This is a genomic window from Bradyrhizobium sp. HKCCYLS2038 (genome assembly GCF_051167655.1).
GTDB lineage: Bacteria > Pseudomonadota > Alphaproteobacteria > Rhizobiales > Xanthobacteraceae > Bradyrhizobium.
Genome location: NZ_JBNPTM010000003.1, coordinates 632,935 through 652,400, shown reverse-complemented (window position 1 = coordinate 652,400; position 19,466 = coordinate 632,935). Strand labels below are relative to the sequence as shown.

Genomic DNA, 19,466 nt, shown 5'->3' with positions numbered 1-19,466 from the left:
GCGAGTCTGCCCAGCCTCTCCCACGGGGAGACGAAGCTCATGTACACGCATATCTTGCTACCAACCGATGGATCCGATCTGTCCAAGGCCGCGATCCGGCACGGCGTCGCGCTGGCGAAAGCGACCGGAGCGAAGGTCACCGCGCTGGTGGTGTCGACGCCGCTGCATTCGCTGGTCGTCGATCCACATGCCGCCACCAAGGCGCTGGCGCAGTACAAGTCGCTGGTCGCCGATCAGACCGCGAAATATCTGGACCACGTGAAGGAGGATGCTGAGCAGGCCGGCGTCGCCTGCGCCACGCTCTGCGTCGAGCACGACAAGCCCTATGAGGCGATCGTCGAGACGGCGCGCAACGAGGATTGCGACCTGGTGCTGATGGCCTCCCACGGCCTGCGCGGCGTCTCGGCCATTCTCGGCAGCGAGACCCTGAAGGTGCTGACCCATTCGACCGTGCCGATCCTGGTCTATCGCTAGGCCGGCTGCGGCACCGGCTGGCGCGCGATGCCGACGACCGGAGAGGTGACGATGACTAGCGCCTGCAGGCCGAAGATGGCCGCTGCGAGATAGAGGCACAGGTCGGCGCCGTACTTGGCGCCGACTGCGGCGCCGAGCAGCGAGCCCAACGGGCGGGCGCCGTAGCTCAGGATGTTGATGGCCGAGACGCGCCCGAGCAGGCCGGCGGGCGTCACCGACTGCCGCAGCGTCGTGGTCGAGATCACCCAGAGGATCGGGCCGGCGCCGAGCAGGAAGAAGCTCAGCGCCGCGAGCATAGGAGAGGGCACCAGCGTCGTGAGGGCCATCATCAGCGCCGCGGCGAAGCCGGTGACGGGCCCGAGCCCGATCACGGTGCCGAACGGCAGGCGCCGCATGATCCGCGTCGCCAGCAGTGCGCCGCAGACCATGCCGATGCCGAACATCGACAGCACCGTTCCCACCCCGCCGGCCGACAGGCCGAGCCGGTGGACGGCATAGGGCACGAACACCGCCAGCAGCAGGAAATGCGCGGTGTTGAAGATGAACTGGGTCGCGAACACCGGCCGCAACAGCGCGTGACTGAACACGAAGGCGGCGCCCTCCTTGATCTCGGCCAGCGGATGGCGGCGCGGCACCGCCATGCGGACGGGCTCGGCGATGCCGGCGAGGCACAGCACCGCGATCAGCGACAGCGCCGCGGCGCAGCCAAAGGCGGGCGCCCCGCCGATCCACCCGACCAGCATGCCGCCCAAGGCCGGCCCGCCGGCGAAGGCGATCGTTCGGGCGAGCTCGATCCGCGCGTTCGCCGCGGCCAGCTGCGCCGGGTCGACCAGGCTCGGCACCAGGGCCGGCGCCGCGACGCTGAACACCACGGTGCCGCACACCGCGGTGAAGCCGAGCGCGGCCAGCAGCGACAGCGTCAGCGCGCCGGTCGCGAAGGCGATGAGGATCGCCAGCAGCGCCAGCGCGCGCAACGCTTCCGCCGCGGCCATCAGCCGCCGCCGCGGCATGCGGTCCGCGAGCAGGCCGGCGGGAATGGCGAACAGCACGAACGGCGCGGTCAGCGCGGTCTGCAGCAGGCCGGTCTCGCCTTCGCCGACGCCGAGCGCAAGCACGGCCACGATGGGCGCGGCAGCGAGCGCGATCTGCTCGGCGGATTGTGCTGCAAGGTTGGACCAGGCGAGGCGCTGGAAGCTGGCGGGCAGGGTGGGCGAGGGCAGCATGATGCGGAACCTGTGGTGATGGATGCTGACATCATCGACACCAAGGCCCTTCGGTCCCACCCGCTTTCCGATCGCTCCCGTCGCCCGCCTTCACATTCCCCGTCACCCGACGCCGTCTGTACCCGTCACAAATCTTGCAGGGCGCCACAGGCGTTTCAGACAGGTCGGTGGCCGAGTTTCGCAGACGCGACGGGATTATGTCAGGTGCGACCAGTTACCATTCACATGACGATACGACCGGGCTCGCAATTTGTGCGCCCAGCAGAAGCGAGCATGAACGTGACGAACGACACAGCCTCCACCGCGCCAAACGCGACGACCATGCATGCACTTGCAAATAAGTTGCATTAAAGGTCGGTTTCGTTCAGGATACCATGATGGACGCAAAATCGTCAGACCTTTCGCAGTTGCACGTGATGCTGCCCCCGAGTGATGGCGGTGAAGGCTGGCGCGGCGAGCGCGGAGAGCCGTCGCTGGGCGACATGTTCGCGTCGGTGCGAACCACCGCGAAAGGATCGCTGTGGCGCAAGCTGATCGCCTTTCTCGGCCCGGGCTATCTGGTCGCGGTCGGCTACATGGACCCCGGCAACTGGGCGACCTCGCTCGCGGGCGGCTCCAAGTTCGGCTACGTGCTGCTCTCGGTCGCGCTGCTGTCGAACCTGATGGCCATCGTGCTGCAGTCGCTGTGCACGCGGCTTGGCGTTGCGACCGGGCGTGATCTCGCCCAGGCCTGCCGCGATTCGACGCCACGCTGGGTTTCGGTGCCGCTGTGGCTGTCGGCTGAGATCGCGATCACGGCCACCGACCTCGCCGAGGTCATCGGCACGGCGATCGGGCTCAGCCTGCTGTTCGGGCTGCCGCTGTCGATCGGCGTCTGCGTCACCGCGCTCGACGTCTTCCTCATCCTGGCGCTGCAGGCGTTCGGCTTCCGCTGGATCGAGGCCTTCGTCGTCGCGCTGCTCGGCATCATCGCGCTGTGCTTCGCGATCCAGATCGCGATGGCCCAGCCGGACTGGGCCGAGGTGGTCAAGGGCTTCGTGCCGAGCGGCCAGCTGATCGCCAATCCCGAGATGCTCTATCTCGCGCTCGGCATTCTCGGCGCGACCGTGATGCCGCACAATCTGTATCTCCATTCCGGGCTGGTGCAGACCCGCGGCTATGGCGACAGCCCTGCTGAGAAACGCGAGGCGATCACGCTCTCGACGATCGATTCCACCATCGCGCTCTGCCTGGCCCTGACCATCAACGCCTCGATCCTGATCCTGGCGGCGGCGACGTTCCATCGCACCGGGCAGCACGACGTGGCCGAACTCGACCAGGCGCATTCGTTCCTGGCGCCGCTGCTCGGATCGACGCTGGCGCCGACGCTGTTTGCGATCGCGCTGTTGTGCTGCGGTCTGAATTCCACGATCACCGCGACCCTGTCCGGACAGATCGTGATGGAAGGCTTCCTGCAATGGCGGATCGCGCCGTGGCTGCGCCGCCTGATCACCCGCATGATCGCGATCGTCCCGGCCGTCGTGGTGACGATCTGGGCCGGCGAAAAGGCGACCGGTCAGCTTCTGATCCTCAGTCAGGTCGTGCTCAGCCTGCAGCTGCCATTCGCGATCGTGCCATTGGTGTTGATCACTGCCAGCCGCGCCAAGATGGGGCAGTTCGTCGCGCCGCGCTGGCTGACCGCCATTGCCGGGCTGATCGCGGTGGCGATCATCGTGCTCAATGCGAAGCTGGTGTGGGATCTGGCGACGGGGTGATGGAGGCGAGTAGCGAATAGGGGGGTAAGAGAAGCCCTATTGGCTATTCGCCCCTTTCATTCCTGCGGTTCCGGCGCCGTGCCTCCCTCGGCGTCGACGCGCAGCCAGCCGGCAGCCGCCAGGCGCTGCTGCGGCAGATAGCGGCTCTTGTAGTCCATCTTCTTCGAGCCCTCGATCCAGTAGCCGAGATAGACGTAGGGCAGCCCCTGGCGCCGGGCCCGTGCGATGTGGTCGAGAATCATGAAGGTGCCGAGCGAGCGGGTGGTCTCGGACGGGTCGAAGAACGAGTACACCATCGACAGCCCATCACTGAGCACGTCGGTCAGCGCCACCGCGACCAACTCGCCGCCACGGGCGTTAGGTCCATTGCTCAGGTTGCGGCGCCGGTATTCGATGATGCGGGTTTCGACGTGGCTGTCCTCGACCATCATCGCGTAGTCGAGCACCGTCATGTCGGCCATGCCGCCATGGCGATGGCGCTGATCGAGATAGCCGCGGAAGATCGAATATTGCTCGGATGTCGGCACCGCGCTGCGCTGCTCGCCGACCAGATCGGAATTGCGCGCGAGCACCTTGCGGAAGTTGCGCGATGGCCGAAACTCGTTGGCGATCACCCGGACCGACACGCAGGCCCGGCACTGGTCGCAGGCGGGACGGTAGGCGATCGACTGGCTGCGGCGGAAGCCGCCATGGGTGAGCAGGTCGTTGAGATCGGTCGCCTTGTCGCCGACCAGATGCGTGAACACCTTGCGTTCCTGTCGCCCGGTCAAATACGGGCAGGGCGACGGCGCGGTCAGGTAGAATTGCGGGGTGTCACGCGAATGCTGGGTCAAGGAACGTCGTGAGCCTCCGAGGCGATCGTGAACAGAATTGCGCCCCGAAAGCTTTGGGTCAATCGCTTTTGATGCGACACGTGCGGTCTCACCACGTCCGGGCCGGTTCAGCCAGTTGTGCGCGCACCGACGTGTTGATCACGACGGTGCCGAGAACGAAATCGTGCAGCAGCCGGCGACGGCCGTTGAACAGTCCGACAAGCAGCACGAACGGCGACAGCACCGAAACCGAGATCCAGAAGCACACCGCATGCACGGCACCGAGCACAAAGTAGCCCGGCGCGCCGTACCAGGTCCGCACCTGCAGATCCATCACCCGCATGCCGATGGTCGCCGAGTTGGGTCCGCCGATGGTGGCGCCGTAATAGACGATCGCCCAGATCACCGAGGCCGGCGACACCAGCCAGAACAGCGCCCAGCCGAGGCCAAGGGTGACCACGCCGAACAGCGCAATGAAGATCACGGCCAGGATCACCGGGACCGTGAGCACGAGGAGGTCGATCAGGAACGCAACCATTCGCCGCGTCAGCACGCCACGAAACAGTTCGGGCTGCTGATAGGGATCGTAGGCGTGCGGCCGCAGGCCGGCTCCGCCGCTGCTCCAGCCGTTCCCACCGGGACCCGTGTACGCCATGGATGTACCCTCCGACATTGGCAACCAGGACATGGGAACCGCGGACGCGGTTGCAAGGGGCCGTCCTGGGACGGCCCGCGGCAAATTTCGGACGATTTTGCGTCAGATGCCGCAGCTCAGCCGAGGCCGCGAATCGCTGGGCCCCAGCCAGGTTATCGGCAGTTCGCGCGTCGGCTCAGCGCTGCTGGCGCAGCCGCTCGGCAGCCTGTGGCGCGAAGTAGGTGAGCACCCCATCGGCGCCGGCGCGCTTGAAGGCGAGCAGGCTCTCCATCATCGCGCGGTCGCCATCGATCCAGCCGTTGTTGGCGGCCGCGGCGATCATCGCGTATTCGCCGGACACCTGGTAGGCGAAGGTCGGCATGGCGAAGGTGTCCTTCACGCGCCGGACGACGTCGAGATAGGGCATGCCGGGCTTCACCATCACCATGTCGGCGCCCTCGGCGATGTCGAGCTCGACCTCGCGCAGCGCCTCGTCGGTATTGGCGCTGTCCATCTGATAGGTGCGCTTGTCGCCGGTCAGCGTCTTGGCCGAGCCGATCGCGTCGCGGAACGGGCCGTAGAACGCCGAGGCATATTTGGCCGCATAGGCCATGATCTGGACGTCGAGGAAACCGGCCTGGTCGAGCGCCTGGCGGATGGCGCCGACGCGCCCGTCCATCATGTCCGAGGGCGCGATGATGTCGCAGCCGGCCTCGGCCTGGACCAGGGCCTGACGCACCAGCACCGCGACCGTCTCGTCGTTGAGGATGCGGCCGTCCTTGATCAGGCCGTCATGGCCATGGCTGGTGAACGGGTCGAGCGCGACGTCGCAGAGCACGCCGATCTCCGGAAACTCCTGCTTGATCGCACGCACCGCCTGGCAGACCAGATTGTCGGGATTGCAGGATTCGGAGCCGTGCTCGTCGCGCAGCGACGGCTCGGTATAAGGGAAGAGGGCGATGCAGGGGATGTCGAGCTTGGCGGCGCGTTCGGCGTCCCGCACGATCTCGTCGACGCTCAGCCGTTCCACGCCCGGCATCGAGGCGACGGTGCTGCGGGTCCGGTCGCCTTGGACGACGAACAGCGGCCAGATCAGATCGTCCGTCGTCAGCACGTTCTCGCGCACCAGGCGGCGCGCCCATTCGGCCTTCCGGTTGCGGCGCGGGCGGATGGTCAGATCGAGCGTTGGTGGTGTTCCCGCGGCCGGGGTCCGCGTGACGTCACGCACATCGATCGGGCGCCCGAATTTGATTGCCATGGGGTGCTGGCTCCTTGAGCTGGCCGGCGAGCCAGATTTTGATTGTTGGTATTCCAACAATCTGTAGCACTTTGCACCCTGCGCGTCACTTGACGTGACGCAAGCTGCCCGGTTGATTTCCGGCCCGGCTGGTCTCACGGTGCCGGCCAGCCCAGGAATCGCCATCCTCCTGGTCTTGAGAGGCCCCAAATGACGACGCGCCCGAAAGCTCCGAACGGCCATGCCTGAAATCCCCTCGGCGCGAGATCTGGCGCGCGACAACGTCGCCATGTCGGTTGCGGCGCTGTCGTCGGACCGGCGTGACGGTGACGAGAATGTCTGGACGCGGCGGCTCGTGCTGTTCCTGCGGGTCATGGCGATGCTCTCGATCGCCAAGGGGCTGTACCACTGGGCCCAGGTCACCGGCTTCATCGGCGGCGAGGACGAGGCGTTCGAGAACCAGGCGATGGCCTGGCAGGCGGCGACGGTCTATTTCGCGGTGATCGAGCTCGTTGCAGCCGTCGGGCTGTGGCTGGCGACGCCTTGGGGCGCGGTGGTGTGGCTCACCACGGTGGTCTCGATGGCCGTCATCGAACTGATGTTCCCCGGGATCTATGGCGGCAACCTGCTGGTGGTCGCCGGGGAGGCGATCATGCTCGCGGCCTATCTCGTGCTGGCCTGGATGTCGGCGCGAGAGCGCCCACCGTAGGTGGTGCTGACAAATCGTTGCTCGCCGTAAATCCTTCTTACGCGATGCAAGTAATGTTTCGAGCACCTTAAGACCACTTGCCACAGCTGTTACACAGACCTTAGCGGCGGGAACCTCACCTGTTTTGGAATGCGACAGCAGATGAGACAAAACGCGAACATCCCGTCGCCACCGTCAACGGACTCTTGCAAAAGCCGCTGTATTTACAGGCTTAAAAGAGAATTCACTCTCCGCGATTCATTCTCTCTTTATGCTCTTATTTAAGGCGATCTTCAAAGCACCCCCCTTAAGTTCGCTCTATCAGACGGGACAAAAGTTTCGTCGAATAAGTCGACAAAAACGACGACAGGGGAAGTGTCATGATGAAAGCCGTTGCGACGGCCGTGGAGACTGCTGCGCCGGGCACGGGCGGCACTGTCCAGTCGCTCTATCTGGAAGCCCTGACGCTGGTGGAGCGGCTGCATCGCCGCCTGCTCGACGTCATCAAGGACGAGTTCGACCGCCGTGGTCGTTCCGACATCAATTCGGTCCAGGCGCTGCTGCTCTATAACATCGGCGACAAGGAACTGACCGCGGGCGAGTTGCGCACGCGCGGCTACTATCTCGGCTCCAACGTGTCCTACAATCTGAAGAAGCTGGTCGAACTCGGCTTCCTCGACCACCAGCGCTCGCGCGTCGACCGCCGTTCGGTCCGCATCCGCCTGACGCCGCAAGGCCAGGAGATCCGCCGCATCGTCGATGCGCTGTACCAGAAGCACGTCAAGACCGTAGAGCAGGTCGGCGGCATCTCGAGCGAGGAGTTCTCCACGCTCAACAAGTCGCTGCATCGTCTCGAGCGGTTCTGGACCGATCAGATTCTCTATCGCCTCTGAGGCGCACATCGTTCCGGCTGAGCCGGCCTCCGCGCAGCGGAGCCAAGACCGGAGAGCCGTTGATCATCTACTTCAGACCTTGGCGTCGGCCCTCCAGGCCGGCGCCATTTTCTTTGATCATCCGTCTCGTCATTCGCGATTGCGAGAAACAACCCAATTCGAATTGGAACTAATCCGAAGGCCCCGACTTGTCTGTGCCGGAGGTTGGACCATGCTGCGCGATCACGGAATGCAGGTCATGAACGTGGAGCTGGTCAGCGATGCCTATGCCATCGCGTCCAACTATCTGCGTTTGACGGGGGCCTTGCCGGAGACGATCACCCCGGACGACCGGCTGATCGACATCATCGTGCAGCTGATCCACCGCGGAGAGTTCAACAAGCTCAGGCTCGCGAACAAGGCGATCTCGGCGTTCGAGATAGCCTTCACGGTCTGATCATCAAGAGGGGATGATATGGAAGCCGCCATCGATCGCATCATGCACACGTACGACCTGCTGGCGAACCGCACCGCTGCGGCCAGCCAGGAGGCGCGCCAGAAGGTCAGCGCTTATATCCAGACGTTGTTCGAAGCAGGCGAGCGGGATCCGCATCGTCTTACCGTATGCGGCCTGACCTATCTGCGTCAGCTGGACGGTCGCGTCGATCCGGTCAAGGCGGGCTACACCGGCCTGTGACTGTCTGAGGCGCGGGTTGTCTCGCGCCCCAATTGCTCATGATACCGACAACCTGCTTGAGACCGTCCGGTTTCAGGCAGGTTGTTCTGTTTTTCGGGAAGCAATCTTCCGCTTGGCAGGTGTCGAAAGCTCGCACCCGGCGGCGGCGATGAGGCGGCCTTGCCCCGGCGGCCGTCCACCATATCTGGCGCAAATATCGGGTTTGACCCGCAACCGCTTGGCCTCTCCCTTGGCCTGCCGCCGTCCGTATGGTAAGGGCAGGGGTCTTTTCCGACCGCCTTCACTGAACCGACCGCAGGCCGCCTAAGGCCTTGCGGACGTGGAGATATTCCGCCCATGACCGCTTCCAGCGCCAAGCCCGCCTCGTCCGTCGATTCCTTCTTCTCCGCCACCCTGGCCGAGGCCGATCCGGAGATCGCCGCCGCCATCAAGGGTGAACTCGGTCGGCAACGGCACGAAATCGAGCTGATCGCCTCGGAAAACATCGTCAGCCGGGCGGTCCTGGAGGCCCAGGGCTCGGTGATGACCAACAAGTATGCCGAGGGCTATCCGGGCGCGCGCTATTACGGCGGCTGCGAGTGGGTCGACGTCGCCGAGAACCTCGCGATCGACCGCGCCAAGAAGCTGTTCGGCGCCAATTTCGCCAACGTCCAGCCGAACTCCGGCAGCCAGATGAACCAGGCCGTGTTCCTGGCGCTGCTGCAGCCCGGCGACACCTTCATGGGCCTCGATCTCGCCGCCGGCGGCCATCTGACCCACGGCTCGCCGGTCAACATGTCCGGCAAGTGGTTCAAGGCCTCGCATTACACGGTGCGGCGCGACGACCATCTGATCGACATGGATGCCGTGGCGAAGCAGGCCGAGGAGGTGAAGCCGAAGCTGATCATCGCCGGCGGCAGCGCCTATTCGCGCCCCTGGGACTTCAAGCGCTTCCGCGAGATTGCGGACAGCGTTGGCGCCTACCTGCTGGTCGACATGGCCCACTTCGCCGGTCTTGTGGCCGGTGGCGTCCATGCCTCGCCGGTGCCGCATGCCCACGTCACCACGACCACCACCCACAAGTCGCTGCGCGGCCCGCGTGGCGGCCTGATCCTGTGGAACGACGAGCAGTTCACCAAGAAGTTCAACTCGGCGATCTTCCCCGGCCTGCAGGGCGGCCCGCTGATGCACGTGATCGCGGCCAAGGCGGTGGCGTTCGCCGAGGCGCTGCGGCCGGAGTTCAAGGCTTACGCGAAGAACATCGTCGAAAATGCGAAGGCGCTGGCGGAATCGCTGCGCGCCCAGGGCTTCGACATCGTCTCCGGCGGAACCGATAACCACCTGATGCTGGTTGACCTCCGGCCGAAGGGGCTGAAGGGCAACGCATCGGAGAAGGCGCTGGTCCGTGCCGGCATCACCTGCAACAAGAACGGCATCCCGTTCGACCCCGAGAAGCCGTTCGTGACCTCCGGCCTGCGTCTCGGCACGCCGGCGGCAACCACCCGCGGCTTCGGCGTCGCTGAATTCCAGCAGGTCGGCAGCCTGATCGCCGAGGTGCTCAACGCGATCGCGCAGTCCTCGGAAGGAAGTGCGCCGCTGGTGGAAGCCGCGGTCAAGGAGAAGGTGAAGGCGCTGACCGACCGGTTCCCGATCTATCAGTAAGGCTTGAAGCCAAGATGCGCTGCCCGAGCTGCAACAGCCTCGATACGCAGGTGAAGGACTCCCGCCCCACCGAGGATTCCTCGGTGATCCGGCGGCGGCGGGTCTGCGTCACCTGCAACTTCCGCTTCACGACCTTCGAGCGGGTGCAGCTGCGCGAACTCACCGTCATCAAGCGCAATGGCCGTCGCGTGCCGTTCGACCGCGACAAGCTGATGCGCTCGGTACAGATCTCGCTGCGCAAGCGCTCGGTCGATCCTGAAAGGGTCGAGAGGATGGTGTCGGCGATCGTGCGGGAGCTCGAGAGCGGCGGCGAGTCGGAAGTGTCCTCGGAGGCGATTGGCGAGATCGTAATGGAGCATCTGCGCGACCTCGACGATGTCGCCTATGTCCGTTTCGCCTCGGTCTACCGCAACTTTCGCGAGGCCAAGGATTTCGAGGCCGTGCTCGGCGAACTCTCGGCCGAGGATGAAGCCCCGCGGCTGGCGCCGGTCCGCAAATGATCTTCCGGGTCCTGGTCGATCAGGTCGGCGAGAAGCTCAAAGCGCAGAAGGACGCCGATCGCCGCTACATGCAGCTGGCGCTGACGCTCGGCCGGCGCGGGCAGGGGCGCACTTGGCCAAACCCGGCCGTCGGCGCCGTCGTGGTCAAGGATGGCGTCATCGTCGGCCGCGGCTGGACCCAACCGGGCGGCCGGCCACATGGCGAGCCGGAGGCGCTCCGGCGCGCTGGTGAGGCGGCCAAGGGCGCGACGCTCTATGTGACGCTGGAGCCGTGCTCGCATGTCGGCAAGTCGCCGCCCTGCGCCGATGCAGTCATCGCCGCCGGCATCAGCCGCGTCGTCTCGGCGATCGAGGATCCCAATCCCGAGGTGGCGGGGCAGGGGCATGCCAGGCTGCGGGCTGCCGGCATTCAGGTCGAGGTCGGCCTGTGCTCGACGGACGCCAAGCGTGATCATGCCGGCCATTTCCGACGCATCCGCGATGGTCGGCCGCATGTGGTCCTGAAGCTCGCCGTCTCCGCCGACGGCAAGATTGCAGCCGCAGGCAACACGCCGGTGGCGATCACCGGCGAGGCGGCGCGTACGCGTGTGCATCTCTTGCGCGCCCAGAGCGACGCCATCCTGATCGGGGTGCGCACCGCGATCGCCGACAATCCGCTGCTGACCTGCCGTCTCCCGGGCATGGAGGCCCGCTCGCCGGTGCGGGTGGTGCTCGATCCGATGCTGCGGCTTCCCGCTGCGAGCCGCCTGATGCAGTCGGCGCGGACCACGCCGCTTTGGCTGGTCGCCTCCGAAGTTGCCGAGCCGGTGACGGCGACGCGGCTTGGGGCCGCCGGTGCGCAGGTGATCCGCGTGCCGCCGCAGGCCGATCCATCCGCTCTCGAGCCGCCCGCCGTGCTCAAGGCGCTCGCCGACAAGGGCATCACCCGCCTGATGATCGAAGGCGGCAGCCGCGTCGCATCATCTTTCATGCAGAGCGGTCTGGTCGATGAAATCTGGCTCCTGCGCGGGCCCGGCGAGATTGGCGCCGACGGGATCGCTGCGCTGGACGCATTGCCGCTGACCGCAATCACGCAGTCGCCGGCCTATCGCGTCCGTGCTAGCGAGACGCTCGATCAGGACAACCTCACGATTTACGAGCGCGCGTAATGTTCACCGGCATCGTCACCGACATCGGCGAGATCGTCAGCCTGACGCCGCGAACCGAAGGCAAGCTGCACCGTTTGCGCATCGCCTGCAATTATGACCAGGCTGGCATCGCCGATGGCGCGTCGATCGCCAACAACGGCGTCTGCCTGACCGTTGTGCACACGGGCAAAGCCGACGGGAAGACCTGGTTCGAGGTCGATGCCGCGGCTGAGACGCTGGCGCTGACGACTGCAAAACACTGGCGCGTCGGCACCAGGCTGAACCTGGAGCGGGCGCTGAAGATCGGCGACGAGCTCGGCGGCCACATCGTCTCCGGCCATGTCGACGGCATCGCCACCATCGTCAGCCGCGAGAACCTGCCGGACATGGCGCGGTTCGTGTTCAAGACCACCCGCGAACTGGCCCGCTTCATCGCGACCAAAGGCTCGATCACCCTCGATGGCGTCTCGCTCACCGTGAACACGGTCGACGAGCTGACGTTCTCGGTGCTGATCATTCCGCACACCCTGAGCGTGACCACGCTGTCGTCCTGGCAGGCCGGCAGTGAGGTCAATATCGAAGTCGACCTGATGGCGCGCTACGCCGCGCGCCTCACGGAAATGAAGTAGCTTGGAATCGAAGTCCCTTGGAATCACCGACGCCGGCGCCTAAAACGCCGGCCAAGCTCCTCATGGCGAGGAGGCGCATGCACCGGAGCAGGCCGAGCATTTGCGAGGCCGGCAGCCGAACTAGCTCTCCGAAGGCGCCATCTCAAACCATGAGGCCCTAATCGTTCTCGGCCCCTTCGAGGTCAGGCCAACGGGCCGCTCCTCAGGGTGAGGCAACTTCAAAACGGATTGGACGCATGGCAGACGCACGGCGCGCGCCGCTCAAAGATCAGACCGACATCACCGGCGCCCGGGCGCTGATCGTCGAGGCCCGCTTCTACGACGACATCCAGGACGCGATGCTGGAGGGCGCCACCGCCGAGTTGAAGGCGGCGGGCGTGAGCCACGATGTGCTCACCGTCACCGGCTCGCTGGAAATTCCGGCGACGATCGCGATCGCGCTCGACGCGGCAGCCAAGAACGGCAAGCCCTATGATCTCGCGATCGCGCTCGGCTGCGTGATCCGCGGCGACACCATCCATTTCGAGATCGTGTCGCAGGAATCCTCTCGCGCCCTGATGGATCTGTCGGTCGCGCGCGGCCTGCCGCTCGGCAACGGCATCCTCACCGTCAACAATGAGGACCAGGCCTGGGCGCGCGCCCGGGTCTCCGAAATGAACAAGGGCGGTGATGCCGCACGCGCCGCGCTCGCGGTGCTGCGCATCAAACGCCGCCTGGTGCGAGGCTGAGATGGCCGAGAACAAACCCTTCAAGGGCCCGGTCCGCGCCAACGACCGCAAGGCCAACCGCCGCGGCGCCGCGCGGCTCGCGGCCGTCCAGGCGCTGTACCAGATGGACATCGCCGGCGCCGGTATCAACGACGTGCTGGCGGAGTTCGAGAGCCACTGGCTCGGCACCGAGGTCGAGGGCGAACAGTATCTGCCGGCCGAAGCCGCTTTCTTCCGTGACATCGTCTCCGGCGTGGTGCGCGACCAGACCAAGATCGATCCGGTGCTGGACACCGCGCTCGAGCGCGGCTGGCCGCTGCAGCGGATCGAGGCGATCCTGCGCGCGGTGCTGCGCGCCGGCGCCTACGAGCTGGAGCGCCGCAAGGACATTCCGGCCCGTGTCGTGGTGTCCGAATATGTCGACATCGCCCACGCCTTCGTCGAGCGCGACGAGACCGGGATGGTCAATGCGGTGCTCGAACAACTGGCGCGGCAGTATCGCGCCGACGAGATGGGGCCGAAGTAGGGTTCCCGTCATTGCGAGCGCAGCGAAGCAATCCAGGGCTGCGGACGGGACTCTGGATTGCTTCGCTACGCTCGCAATGACGACCCGCGGGAGCAGGATCGCAGAATGTCGGGCAGCCCAGACAACGCCTCCGGCGAAGACTCCCTGATCGCCCGCTACTTCAAGCCGCTCGCGACCGATCCCGGCGCCTTCGGCCTGGTCGACGATGCCGCGGTGATTCCGGCCAGTGGCGACGACCTCGTCGTCAATACCGACGCCATCGTCGAGGGCGTTCATTTCCTGCCCAACGATCCGCCCGACACCATCGCGCGCAAGGCGCTGCGGGTGAACCTGTCCGATCTCGCCGCCAAGGGCGCGGTCCCCGCCGGTTTCCTGCTGACGCTGGCGCTGCGGCAGACGGATGAAGCATGGCTTGCCGCTTTCGCGCGCGGCCTCGGCGAGGACGCGGCGGCCTTCGGCTGCCCGCTGCTCGGCGGTGATACCGTGTCGACGCCGGGCCCGCTGATGATCTCGATCACCGCCTGGGGCCGGGTGCCCCGGGGACGCATGATGCACCGCTTTGGCGCCCGTCCCGGCGACCGGGTCATGGTCACCGGCACGATCGGGGATGCTGCGCTAGGCCTGCGCATCCTGACCGACACAGCGGGGGCTGCCATGCTGGCCGATGATCCCGCCGCACGGGATATGCTGATCGGCCGCTATCGCGTGCCGCAGCCGCGCCAGGCGCTGGCGGTGGCGGTGAGAGACTTTGCGACCGCGGCGATGGATGTCTCCGACGGTCTCGCCGGCGATCTCGCCAAGCTCTGCGCGGCCTCGTCGGTCAGCGCCGACGTCGCGCTGGCGCACGTGCCGACCTCCCCGGCCGCCGCGACGCTTCTGGCTGCGGGATCCACCCAGATCGAAAGCCTGATCGCCGGGGGGGACGACTACGAGATCCTCTGCACCGTTCCGGCCGCGAAATGCGATGCATTCCGCGCTGCAGCCCGCATGGCGGGCGTCGCCGTCACCGACATCGGCGTCATCCTCGAAGGCGCGCGGGCGCCGCGCTTCCTGGACGAGCAGGGCCGTCCAGTCACGCTGACGCGCATGTCGTTCAGCCATTTCTGAGATCTATTCGCAGTGCACAATGCGACCAAAGAAGCGTCTGAATTTGGAGCAGTTCAGGCGTCGCGGCGTTGCGTCATGATGGCGATTTTGGCAAGGTCACCGCCGTTTGAGGCGGCTCCGCCCGGAGCGGCCTGATCAAGGGGGCGTACGTCGCGTGAGCGCGGCGTGACGTAGTTACAAAAGCAAAGAGCCGAGGAAACTAAATGTCAGCTTTATGGGTGATCGTGCTCTGCGGAGCGCTGTCGATCGTCTACGCCATCTGGGCCACACAATCCGTGCTCAGTGCAGACGCCGGCAATGCGCGCATGCAGGAAATCGCGGCGGCCGTGGCCGAGGGCGCTCAGGCCTATCTCCGCCGCCAATACACGACGATCGGAATCGTCGGCGTCGTGATCTTCGTGCTCCTTGCGTATTTCCTCGGCATGCTCGTCGCGGTCGGCTTCGCGATCGGCGCGATCCTCTCCGGCGCCGCCGGCTTCATCGGCATGAACGTCTCGGTGCGCGCCAACGTCCGCACCGCGCAGGCGGCGACCACCTCGCTCGCCGGCGGCCTCGAGCTCGCCTTCAAGGCCGGCGCCATCACCGGTCTGCTCGTCGCGGGTCTGGCGCTGCTCGGCGTCACCATCTACTTCGGCATCCTCACCGGCTTCATGAAGCTCGCGCCCGACAGCCGCACCGTGATCGACGCGCTTGTCGCGCTCGGCTTCGGCGCCTCGCTGATCTCGATCTTCGCCCGTCTCGGCGGCGGCATCTTCACCAAGGGTGCCGACGTCGGCGGTGACCTCGTCGGCAAGGTCGAAGCGGGTATCCCGGAAGATGATCCGCGCAACCCGGCGACGATCGCGGACAACGTCGGCGACAACGTCGGTGACTGCGCCGGCATGGCCGCCGACCTGTTCGAGACCTATGCGGTGACCGCGGTCGCCACCATGGTGCTCGCGGCGATCTTCTTCGCCAAGTCGTCGCTGCTCACCAACATGATGACCTTGCCGCTCGCCATCGGCGGCATCTGCATCATCACCTCGATCGCCGGCACCTTCTTCGTCAAGCTCGGCGCCAGCCAGTCGATCATGGGCGCGCTGTACAAGGGCCTGATCGCGACCGGCGTGCTGTCGCTCGCCGGCGTCGCGATCGCCATTGGCTGGTTGATCGGCTTCGGCAAGCTCGACGGCGTCGACTACACCGGCACCGCGCTGTTCGCGTGTGGCGTCGTCGGTCTCATCGTCACCGGCCTGATCATTTGGATCACCGAGTACTACACCGGCACCGACTTCCGCCCGGTGAAGTCGATCGCGTCGGCCTCGGTGACCGGCCACGGCACCAACGTGATCCAGGGCCTCGCGATCTCGATGGAATCGACCGCGCTGCCCGCGATCGTGATCATCGCCGGCATCCTGGTGACCTACAGCTTGGCCGGCCTGTTCGGCATCGCGATCGCGACCACGACCATGCTCGCGCTGGCCGGCATGATCGTCGCGCTCGACGCCTTCGGCCCGGTCACCGACAATGCCGGCGGCATTGCCGAAATGGCCGGCTTGCCGAAGGAGGTCCGCAAGTCCACCGACGCGCTCGACGCGGTCGGCAACACCACCAAGGCGGTCACCAAGGGCTACGCGATCGGCTCCGCCGGTCTCGGCGCGCTGGTGCTGTTCGCGGCCTATAACCAGGACCTGCAGTTCTTCATCGCCGACTCCGCGAAGCATCCTTATTTCTTGGGGGTGAAGCCGGACTTCTCGCTGAACAACCCCTATGTCGTGGTCGGCCTGCTGTTCGGCGGCCTGCTGCCGTATCTGTTCGGTGCGATGGGCATGACCGCGGTCGGCCGCGCCGCCAGCGCGATCGTCGAAGAAGTGCGCCGGCAGTTCCGCGAGAAGCCGGGCATCATGCAGGGCACCGACAAGCCTGACTACGGCAAGGCGGTCGACCTGCTGACCAAGGCGGCGATCAAGGAGATGATCATCCCGTCGCTGCTGCCGGTGCTGTCGCCGATCGTCGTCTACTTCCTGATCTACGCGATCGCAGGTGGTGGCGCGGCCGGCAAGTCGGCGGCGTTCTCCGCGGTCGGTGCGATGCTGCTCGGCGTCATCGTCACCGGCCTGTTCGTCGCCATCTCGATGACCTCGGGCGGCGGCGCCTGGGACAACGCCAAGAAGTACATCGAGGACGGCCATTTCGGCGGCAAGGGCTCGGATGCGCACAAGGCGGCGGTGACGGGTGACACCGTCGGCGATCCCTACAAGGACACGGCGGGCCCAGCCGTGAACCCGATGATCAAGATCACCAACATCGTGGCCCTGCTGCTGCTGGCGATTCTCGCGCACTGATCGGCAGAACGGCCCGACAAACAAAGACCCCGCGGTGCGAGCCGCGGGGTTTTTCATTCGAGCCTCGCTCTTCGATCCGGGTACTACTCCGCCGCGCGCTGCCGCGTCCGGTAGGTCTGCAAGGTGCTCTGCGCCAGGCGCGGCTGCATCTGGGTGAAGCTCGCCAGATGCTGATCGAGTTGCGGGCGCGCGCTGCCGCTGGCGTTGGCCTGCATAAACAAGAGTGTCGTCGTGGTGACCCAGGACAGATCGAGCGCCTTGGCGAGCACCAGCAGCTGATCCGGCTGCCGGCGCACGAAGGCGCGCTCGACGACGTCGAGCGGCAGCTTGCACATCAGCGACAAGGCCAGCGTGACCTTGTCGAAGCTGCCTTCCTTGGCGAAGCCATGCAGCTGCGCCTCGTTCAGCTGACCGGTGGCGTGCAACTGCTCGACATAGGCTCTGGCGTTGGTGAAATCGGCCGAGCGCGTGCGCGCCGCGGCCTGCAGATGGTCCGAGGCCTGCGCCACGGCGAGTTCCACGATCTCGGACCGTGCGCTGTCCGCAGAGGCGAGCTGACCGCGCACGGCGTCCGAGGCCTCGACGAACAGCCGGACCAGCACTTCGCGCGGGCTGTCGGGGCGGCTCCAGAGCTTCAAGGCGAGGGCGGGGTTGTCCGAGGCCTTCATCACCAGCCCGGAGAAGCCGTGGTCGGAGAAGTGCGCGCCAGCATTGTTGGCCGTGTTGGATACGACCGCCTGATCGCCGCGATCGACCAGAACGTCGGTGACCGATTCCGTGAGGACCTTGCGATCGGAGATCGCCAGCAGGTGCTCCTGGCTGCGGCTCTGTGCGGTCGCGACCAGCGTTGTCTCGTCGAGCCGGTCGCTCTGCCGCAGCACCGGACCGGCAACCGCGATGGTCTCGTCGCTGGCCAGCAGCTTGATGAGGCGCGGCGGCGCATCCGGCAGCACCGCGAGCCGGCTGCCGAGCTGCGCGCGCGACGCGACGGCGACGTTATCGAGCAGCTTGAACAGGACGTGGTCGAACAGGTCGACGTGCTCGTCGTTGAACTTGCCCGAGCCCACGACGAACAGGTCGGTGACGCGCTCCAGGATATCGGCGCGCCGGGACACGTAGCGGCTGGCGAGAATATCTTCGAGCTGATGCAGGACGTTGTTGGGCAAGGCACGGCTCACGCGATGAATGTCTGCCGCGGCCTGCCCTTCGGACGGTGATCGGGCCCATCTCATCCAGGGGAGTGGGCCTACCTCCGTTGACGGTATCTCATCACCAGATCAAAGACACGCGGCTGTCATCTATCGCACGAGGCGGCTTAAGGTGCCGTTACACCCCCGGCCCCCTCGAGCCGGTCGGGGCGACCAGCCCCGAAATACGCTCATTGCACGTCCATCTGCAGCCCTTCCTTCTGGATGATCGAGGCGAATTTGGTCGTTTCCGCCTGGACGAAGTCGCCGAACTGCTGCGGCGTGCCGTAATCGGCCCGGGCCCCCATGGTCGCGATGCTCTTGCCGATGTCCTCGCGCGCCAGCATCGCCTTGACCTGGAGATTGAGTGCGTTGACGATCTCGGGCGGACAGGCCTTTGGCAGGAACACGCCGAACCAGGACGACACGTCGAACTTGGCAAGCTCCGGCGCGCTCTCGCGCATCGTCGGCAGGTCGGGCGCATTGGCGCTGCGCTCTGGCGTCGTCACGCACAGGCCGGTCAGCTTGCCGTCCTGGACCTGCGGCAGCGACGGAAACAGGTTGTCGAACAGGATCTGGATGTCGCCGGCGAGCCCAGCCTGCAGGGCAGGGCCCGCGCCGCGGAACGGGATATGCGTCATCTTCAGCCCCGTGAGCTGCAGGAACCAGGCGCCGGTCAGATGCGGGCTCTGGCCGACGCCGGAGGAGCCGTAGTTCAGCTTGTCGGGATTGGCCTTGAGGTAGGCGATGAGTTCGGGGATCGACTTGATCCCGGTCGACGGATGCGCCGAGACGATGTTCGGGATGCGGATCATGTTCGACACCGCCTGCAGCTGATCCGGCTTGTAGGCGAGGCTGCGGAAGATCGAATAGGCGATCGCGTTGGGTCCGGGATTGCCGATCAGGATGGTGGTGCCATCGCCCTTGCCGTTGCGGGCGACCTCGGCGGTGCCGATCGTGCCGCCGCCGCCGGAGCGATTCTCGACCACGGCCGATTGGCCCCACGCCGTCTGCAGATGAGCAGCCAGCAGCCGGCCCATCACGTCGGTGCTGCCTCCGGGCGCGGCCGGCACGATCAGCCGCACCGTTTCGGTCGGGCGCCAATCAGCGAGACTGCTGCGCGGCAGAATGGCGGCGGTCGATAACGCTGCGGCTCCGGACAACAGTTTGCGGCGCGACAGCCTGATGCGATGGGCCATTGATTCCTCCCTGCTTTCGTTTTGCCGGGAGGTTAGGGAAGGTTGCACTGCCAGAGCAAGCGCGCGGGTCATCGGAGAGCTGCGCCAATCAGCGCAGCACATGGCTTTGTGCCGTCGCCCGGAACGTC

At 66.0% G+C, this 19,466-nt stretch carries 20 protein-coding genes; 14 read left to right on the top strand and 6 right to left on the bottom strand.

Annotated features, from left to right (window positions below; translation table 11 throughout):
- The first annotated feature begins 39 nt into the window (after positions 1 to 39).
- Entirely contained in the window at positions 40 to 474 is a 435-nt protein-coding gene (locus tag ACQR1I_RS16895; RefSeq protein WP_434866825.1) for a universal stress protein, read from the top strand.
- On the opposite strand, the gene ACQR1I_RS16890 is transcribed toward ACQR1I_RS16895, so the two are convergent.
- Positions 471 to 1,697, bottom strand: coding sequence for an MFS transporter (locus ACQR1I_RS16890; protein WP_434866826.1), 1,227 nt, complete (start codon positions 1,695 to 1,697; stop codon positions 471 to 473). The two genes, ACQR1I_RS16895 and ACQR1I_RS16890, sit on opposite strands and share 4 nt — an antisense overlap.
- A gap of 416 nt (positions 1,698 to 2,113) precedes the next feature.
- Between ACQR1I_RS16890 and ACQR1I_RS16885 the strand changes: the two genes are divergently transcribed.
- A complete protein-coding gene (locus tag ACQR1I_RS16885) occupies positions 2,114 to 3,451 on the top strand; it encodes an Nramp family divalent metal transporter (protein WP_434866827.1) in 1,338 nt (445 codons plus the stop codon).
- A 56-nt stretch (positions 3,452 to 3,507) separates the two neighbouring features.
- On the opposite strand, the gene ACQR1I_RS16880 is transcribed toward ACQR1I_RS16885, so the two are convergent.
- The 3 genes from ACQR1I_RS16880 to hemB all read right to left on the bottom strand — a co-directional run bounded on the left by ACQR1I_RS16880 (position 3,508) and on the right by hemB (position 6,155).
- On the bottom strand, positions 3,508 to 4,284 hold the full coding sequence (locus ACQR1I_RS16880) for an arginyltransferase (protein ID WP_434866828.1): 777 nt from the start codon (positions 4,282 to 4,284) through the stop codon (positions 3,508 to 3,510).
- 88 nt (positions 4,285 to 4,372) lie between these two features.
- On the bottom strand, positions 4,373 to 4,918 hold the full coding sequence (locus ACQR1I_RS16875; protein WP_434866829.1) for an RDD family protein: 546 nt from the start codon (positions 4,916 to 4,918) through the stop codon (positions 4,373 to 4,375).
- A gap of 175 nt (positions 4,919 to 5,093) precedes the next feature.
- Positions 5,094 to 6,155 (bottom strand): porphobilinogen synthase, encoded by a 1,062-nt coding sequence (gene hemB / locus ACQR1I_RS16870; protein WP_434866830.1) that lies wholly within the window; start codon positions 6,153 to 6,155, stop codon positions 5,094 to 5,096.
- Between the two features lie 220 nt (positions 6,156 to 6,375).
- Between hemB and ACQR1I_RS16865 the strand changes: the two genes are divergently transcribed.
- The 12 genes from ACQR1I_RS16865 (at position 6,376) to ACQR1I_RS16810 (ending at position 16,952) form a co-directional block, all read left to right on the top strand.
- The gene (locus tag ACQR1I_RS16865; RefSeq protein WP_434866831.1) at positions 6,376 to 6,843 is read left to right on the top strand and encodes a DUF6163 family protein; all 468 of its coding nucleotides are present in this window, start codon (positions 6,376 to 6,378) and stop codon (positions 6,841 to 6,843) included.
- A 359-nt stretch (positions 6,844 to 7,202) separates the two neighbouring features.
- On the top strand, positions 7,203 to 7,715 hold the full coding sequence (ldtR, locus tag ACQR1I_RS16860) for a transcriptional regulator LdtR (protein WP_434866832.1): 513 nt from the start codon (positions 7,203 to 7,205) through the stop codon (positions 7,713 to 7,715).
- 211 nt (positions 7,716 to 7,926) lie between these two features.
- Positions 7,927 to 8,151 (top strand): hypothetical protein, encoded by a 225-nt coding sequence (locus ACQR1I_RS16855; protein ID WP_434866833.1) that lies wholly within the window; start codon positions 7,927 to 7,929, stop codon positions 8,149 to 8,151.
- An 18-nt stretch (positions 8,152 to 8,169) separates the two neighbouring features.
- Positions 8,170 to 8,391 (top strand): hypothetical protein, encoded by a 222-nt coding sequence (locus ACQR1I_RS16850; protein WP_434862148.1) that lies wholly within the window; start codon positions 8,170 to 8,172, stop codon positions 8,389 to 8,391.
- Positions 8,392 to 8,727: 336 nt separating this feature from the next.
- Entirely contained in the window at positions 8,728 to 10,032 is a 1,305-nt protein-coding gene (gene glyA / locus ACQR1I_RS16845) for a serine hydroxymethyltransferase (RefSeq protein ID WP_434866834.1), read from the top strand.
- Between the two features lie 14 nt (positions 10,033 to 10,046).
- The gene (nrdR, locus tag ACQR1I_RS16840) at positions 10,047 to 10,532 is read left to right on the top strand and encodes a transcriptional regulator NrdR (RefSeq protein ID WP_434866835.1); all 486 of its coding nucleotides are present in this window, start codon (positions 10,047 to 10,049) and stop codon (positions 10,530 to 10,532) included.
- Positions 10,529 to 11,680 (top strand): bifunctional diaminohydroxyphosphoribosylaminopyrimidine deaminase/5-amino-6-(5-phosphoribosylamino)uracil reductase RibD, encoded by a 1,152-nt coding sequence (gene ribD, locus ACQR1I_RS16835; RefSeq protein WP_434866836.1) that lies wholly within the window; start codon positions 10,529 to 10,531, stop codon positions 11,678 to 11,680. The genes nrdR and ribD overlap by 4 nt, the downstream gene beginning before the upstream one ends.
- On the top strand, positions 11,680 to 12,288 hold the full coding sequence (locus ACQR1I_RS16830) for a riboflavin synthase (RefSeq protein WP_434866837.1): 609 nt from the start codon (positions 11,680 to 11,682) through the stop codon (positions 12,286 to 12,288). Before ribD ends, ACQR1I_RS16830 begins: the two co-directional genes overlap by 1 nt.
- Before the next feature lie 236 nt (positions 12,289 to 12,524).
- Positions 12,525 to 13,016: a 6,7-dimethyl-8-ribityllumazine synthase gene (gene ribH / locus ACQR1I_RS16825; protein ID WP_434866838.1), complete on the top strand. Its 492-nt coding sequence runs from the start codon at positions 12,525 to 12,527 to the stop codon at positions 13,014 to 13,016.
- A gap of 1 nt (position 13,017) precedes the next feature.
- The gene (nusB, locus tag ACQR1I_RS16820; RefSeq protein WP_434866839.1) at positions 13,018 to 13,521 is read left to right on the top strand and encodes a transcription antitermination factor NusB; all 504 of its coding nucleotides are present in this window, start codon (positions 13,018 to 13,020) and stop codon (positions 13,519 to 13,521) included.
- Positions 13,522 to 13,626: 105 nt separating this feature from the next.
- Complete coding sequence (gene thiL, locus ACQR1I_RS16815; RefSeq protein WP_434866840.1) at positions 13,627 to 14,628, top strand: thiamine-phosphate kinase; 1,002 nt, start codon at positions 13,627 to 13,629, stop codon at positions 14,626 to 14,628.
- A 203-nt stretch (positions 14,629 to 14,831) separates the two neighbouring features.
- Entirely contained in the window at positions 14,832 to 16,952 is a 2,121-nt protein-coding gene (locus ACQR1I_RS16810) for a sodium-translocating pyrophosphatase (RefSeq protein ID WP_434866841.1), read from the top strand.
- Between the two features lie 83 nt (positions 16,953 to 17,035).
- On the opposite strand, the gene ACQR1I_RS16805 is transcribed toward ACQR1I_RS16810, so the two are convergent.
- Both ACQR1I_RS16805 and ACQR1I_RS16800 read right to left on the bottom strand, forming a co-directional pair.
- Positions 17,036 to 18,118 carry a DUF2336 domain-containing protein gene (locus tag ACQR1I_RS16805; protein WP_434866842.1) on the bottom strand — a complete coding sequence of 361 codons (1,083 nt, stop codon included), beginning with the start codon at positions 18,116 to 18,118 and terminating at the stop codon, positions 17,036 to 17,038.
- A 212-nt stretch (positions 18,119 to 18,330) separates the two neighbouring features.
- On the bottom strand, positions 18,331 to 19,338 hold the full coding sequence (locus ACQR1I_RS16800; RefSeq protein WP_434866843.1) for a Bug family tripartite tricarboxylate transporter substrate binding protein: 1,008 nt from the start codon (positions 19,336 to 19,338) through the stop codon (positions 18,331 to 18,333).
- Between the last annotated feature and the right edge of the window lie 128 nt (positions 19,339 to 19,466).

Bases quoted from the DNA above. Each gene is read 5' to 3' on its own strand.
- thiL (WP_434866840.1), top strand. From the start codon at position 13,627: ATGTCGGGCAGCCCAGACAACGCCTCCGGCGAAGACTCCCTGATCGCC.
- ldtR (WP_434866832.1), top strand. From the start codon at position 7,203: ATGATGAAAGCCGTTGCGACGGCCGTGGAGACTGCTGCGCCGGGCACG.
- ribD (WP_434866836.1), top strand. From the start codon at position 10,529: ATGATCTTCCGGGTCCTGGTCGATCAGGTCGGCGAGAAGCTCAAAGCG.
- nusB (WP_434866839.1), top strand. From the start codon at position 13,018: ATGGCCGAGAACAAACCCTTCAAGGGCCCGGTCCGCGCCAACGACCGC.
- nrdR (WP_434866835.1), top strand. From the start codon at position 10,047: ATGCGCTGCCCGAGCTGCAACAGCCTCGATACGCAGGTGAAGGACTCC.
- ACQR1I_RS16885 (WP_434866827.1), top strand. From the start codon at position 2,114: ATGCTGCCCCCGAGTGATGGCGGTGAAGGCTGGCGCGGCGAGCGCGGA.
- ACQR1I_RS16850 (WP_434862148.1), top strand. From the start codon at position 8,170: ATGGAAGCCGCCATCGATCGCATCATGCACACGTACGACCTGCTGGCG.
- ribH (WP_434866838.1), top strand. From the start codon at position 12,525: ATGGCAGACGCACGGCGCGCGCCGCTCAAAGATCAGACCGACATCACC.
- hemB (WP_434866830.1), bottom strand. From the start codon at position 6,155: ATGGCAATCAAATTCGGGCGCCCGATCGATGTGCGTGACGTCACGCGG.
- ACQR1I_RS16855 (WP_434866833.1), top strand. From the start codon at position 7,927: ATGCTGCGCGATCACGGAATGCAGGTCATGAACGTGGAGCTGGTCAGC.
- ACQR1I_RS16895 (WP_434866825.1), top strand. From the start codon at position 40: ATGTACACGCATATCTTGCTACCAACCGATGGATCCGATCTGTCCAAG.
- ACQR1I_RS16865 (WP_434866831.1), top strand. From the start codon at position 6,376: ATGCCTGAAATCCCCTCGGCGCGAGATCTGGCGCGCGACAACGTCGCC.
- ACQR1I_RS16800 (WP_434866843.1), bottom strand. From the start codon at position 19,338: ATGGCCCATCGCATCAGGCTGTCGCGCCGCAAACTGTTGTCCGGAGCC.
- glyA (WP_434866834.1), top strand. From the start codon at position 8,728: ATGACCGCTTCCAGCGCCAAGCCCGCCTCGTCCGTCGATTCCTTCTTC.
- ACQR1I_RS16875 (WP_434866829.1), bottom strand. From the start codon at position 4,918: ATGGCGTACACGGGTCCCGGTGGGAACGGCTGGAGCAGCGGCGGAGCC.
- ACQR1I_RS16890 (WP_434866826.1), bottom strand. From the start codon at position 1,697: ATGCTGCCCTCGCCCACCCTGCCCGCCAGCTTCCAGCGCCTCGCCTGG.
- ACQR1I_RS16830 (WP_434866837.1), top strand. From the start codon at position 11,680: ATGTTCACCGGCATCGTCACCGACATCGGCGAGATCGTCAGCCTGACG.
- ACQR1I_RS16810 (WP_434866841.1), top strand. From the start codon at position 14,832: ATGTCAGCTTTATGGGTGATCGTGCTCTGCGGAGCGCTGTCGATCGTC.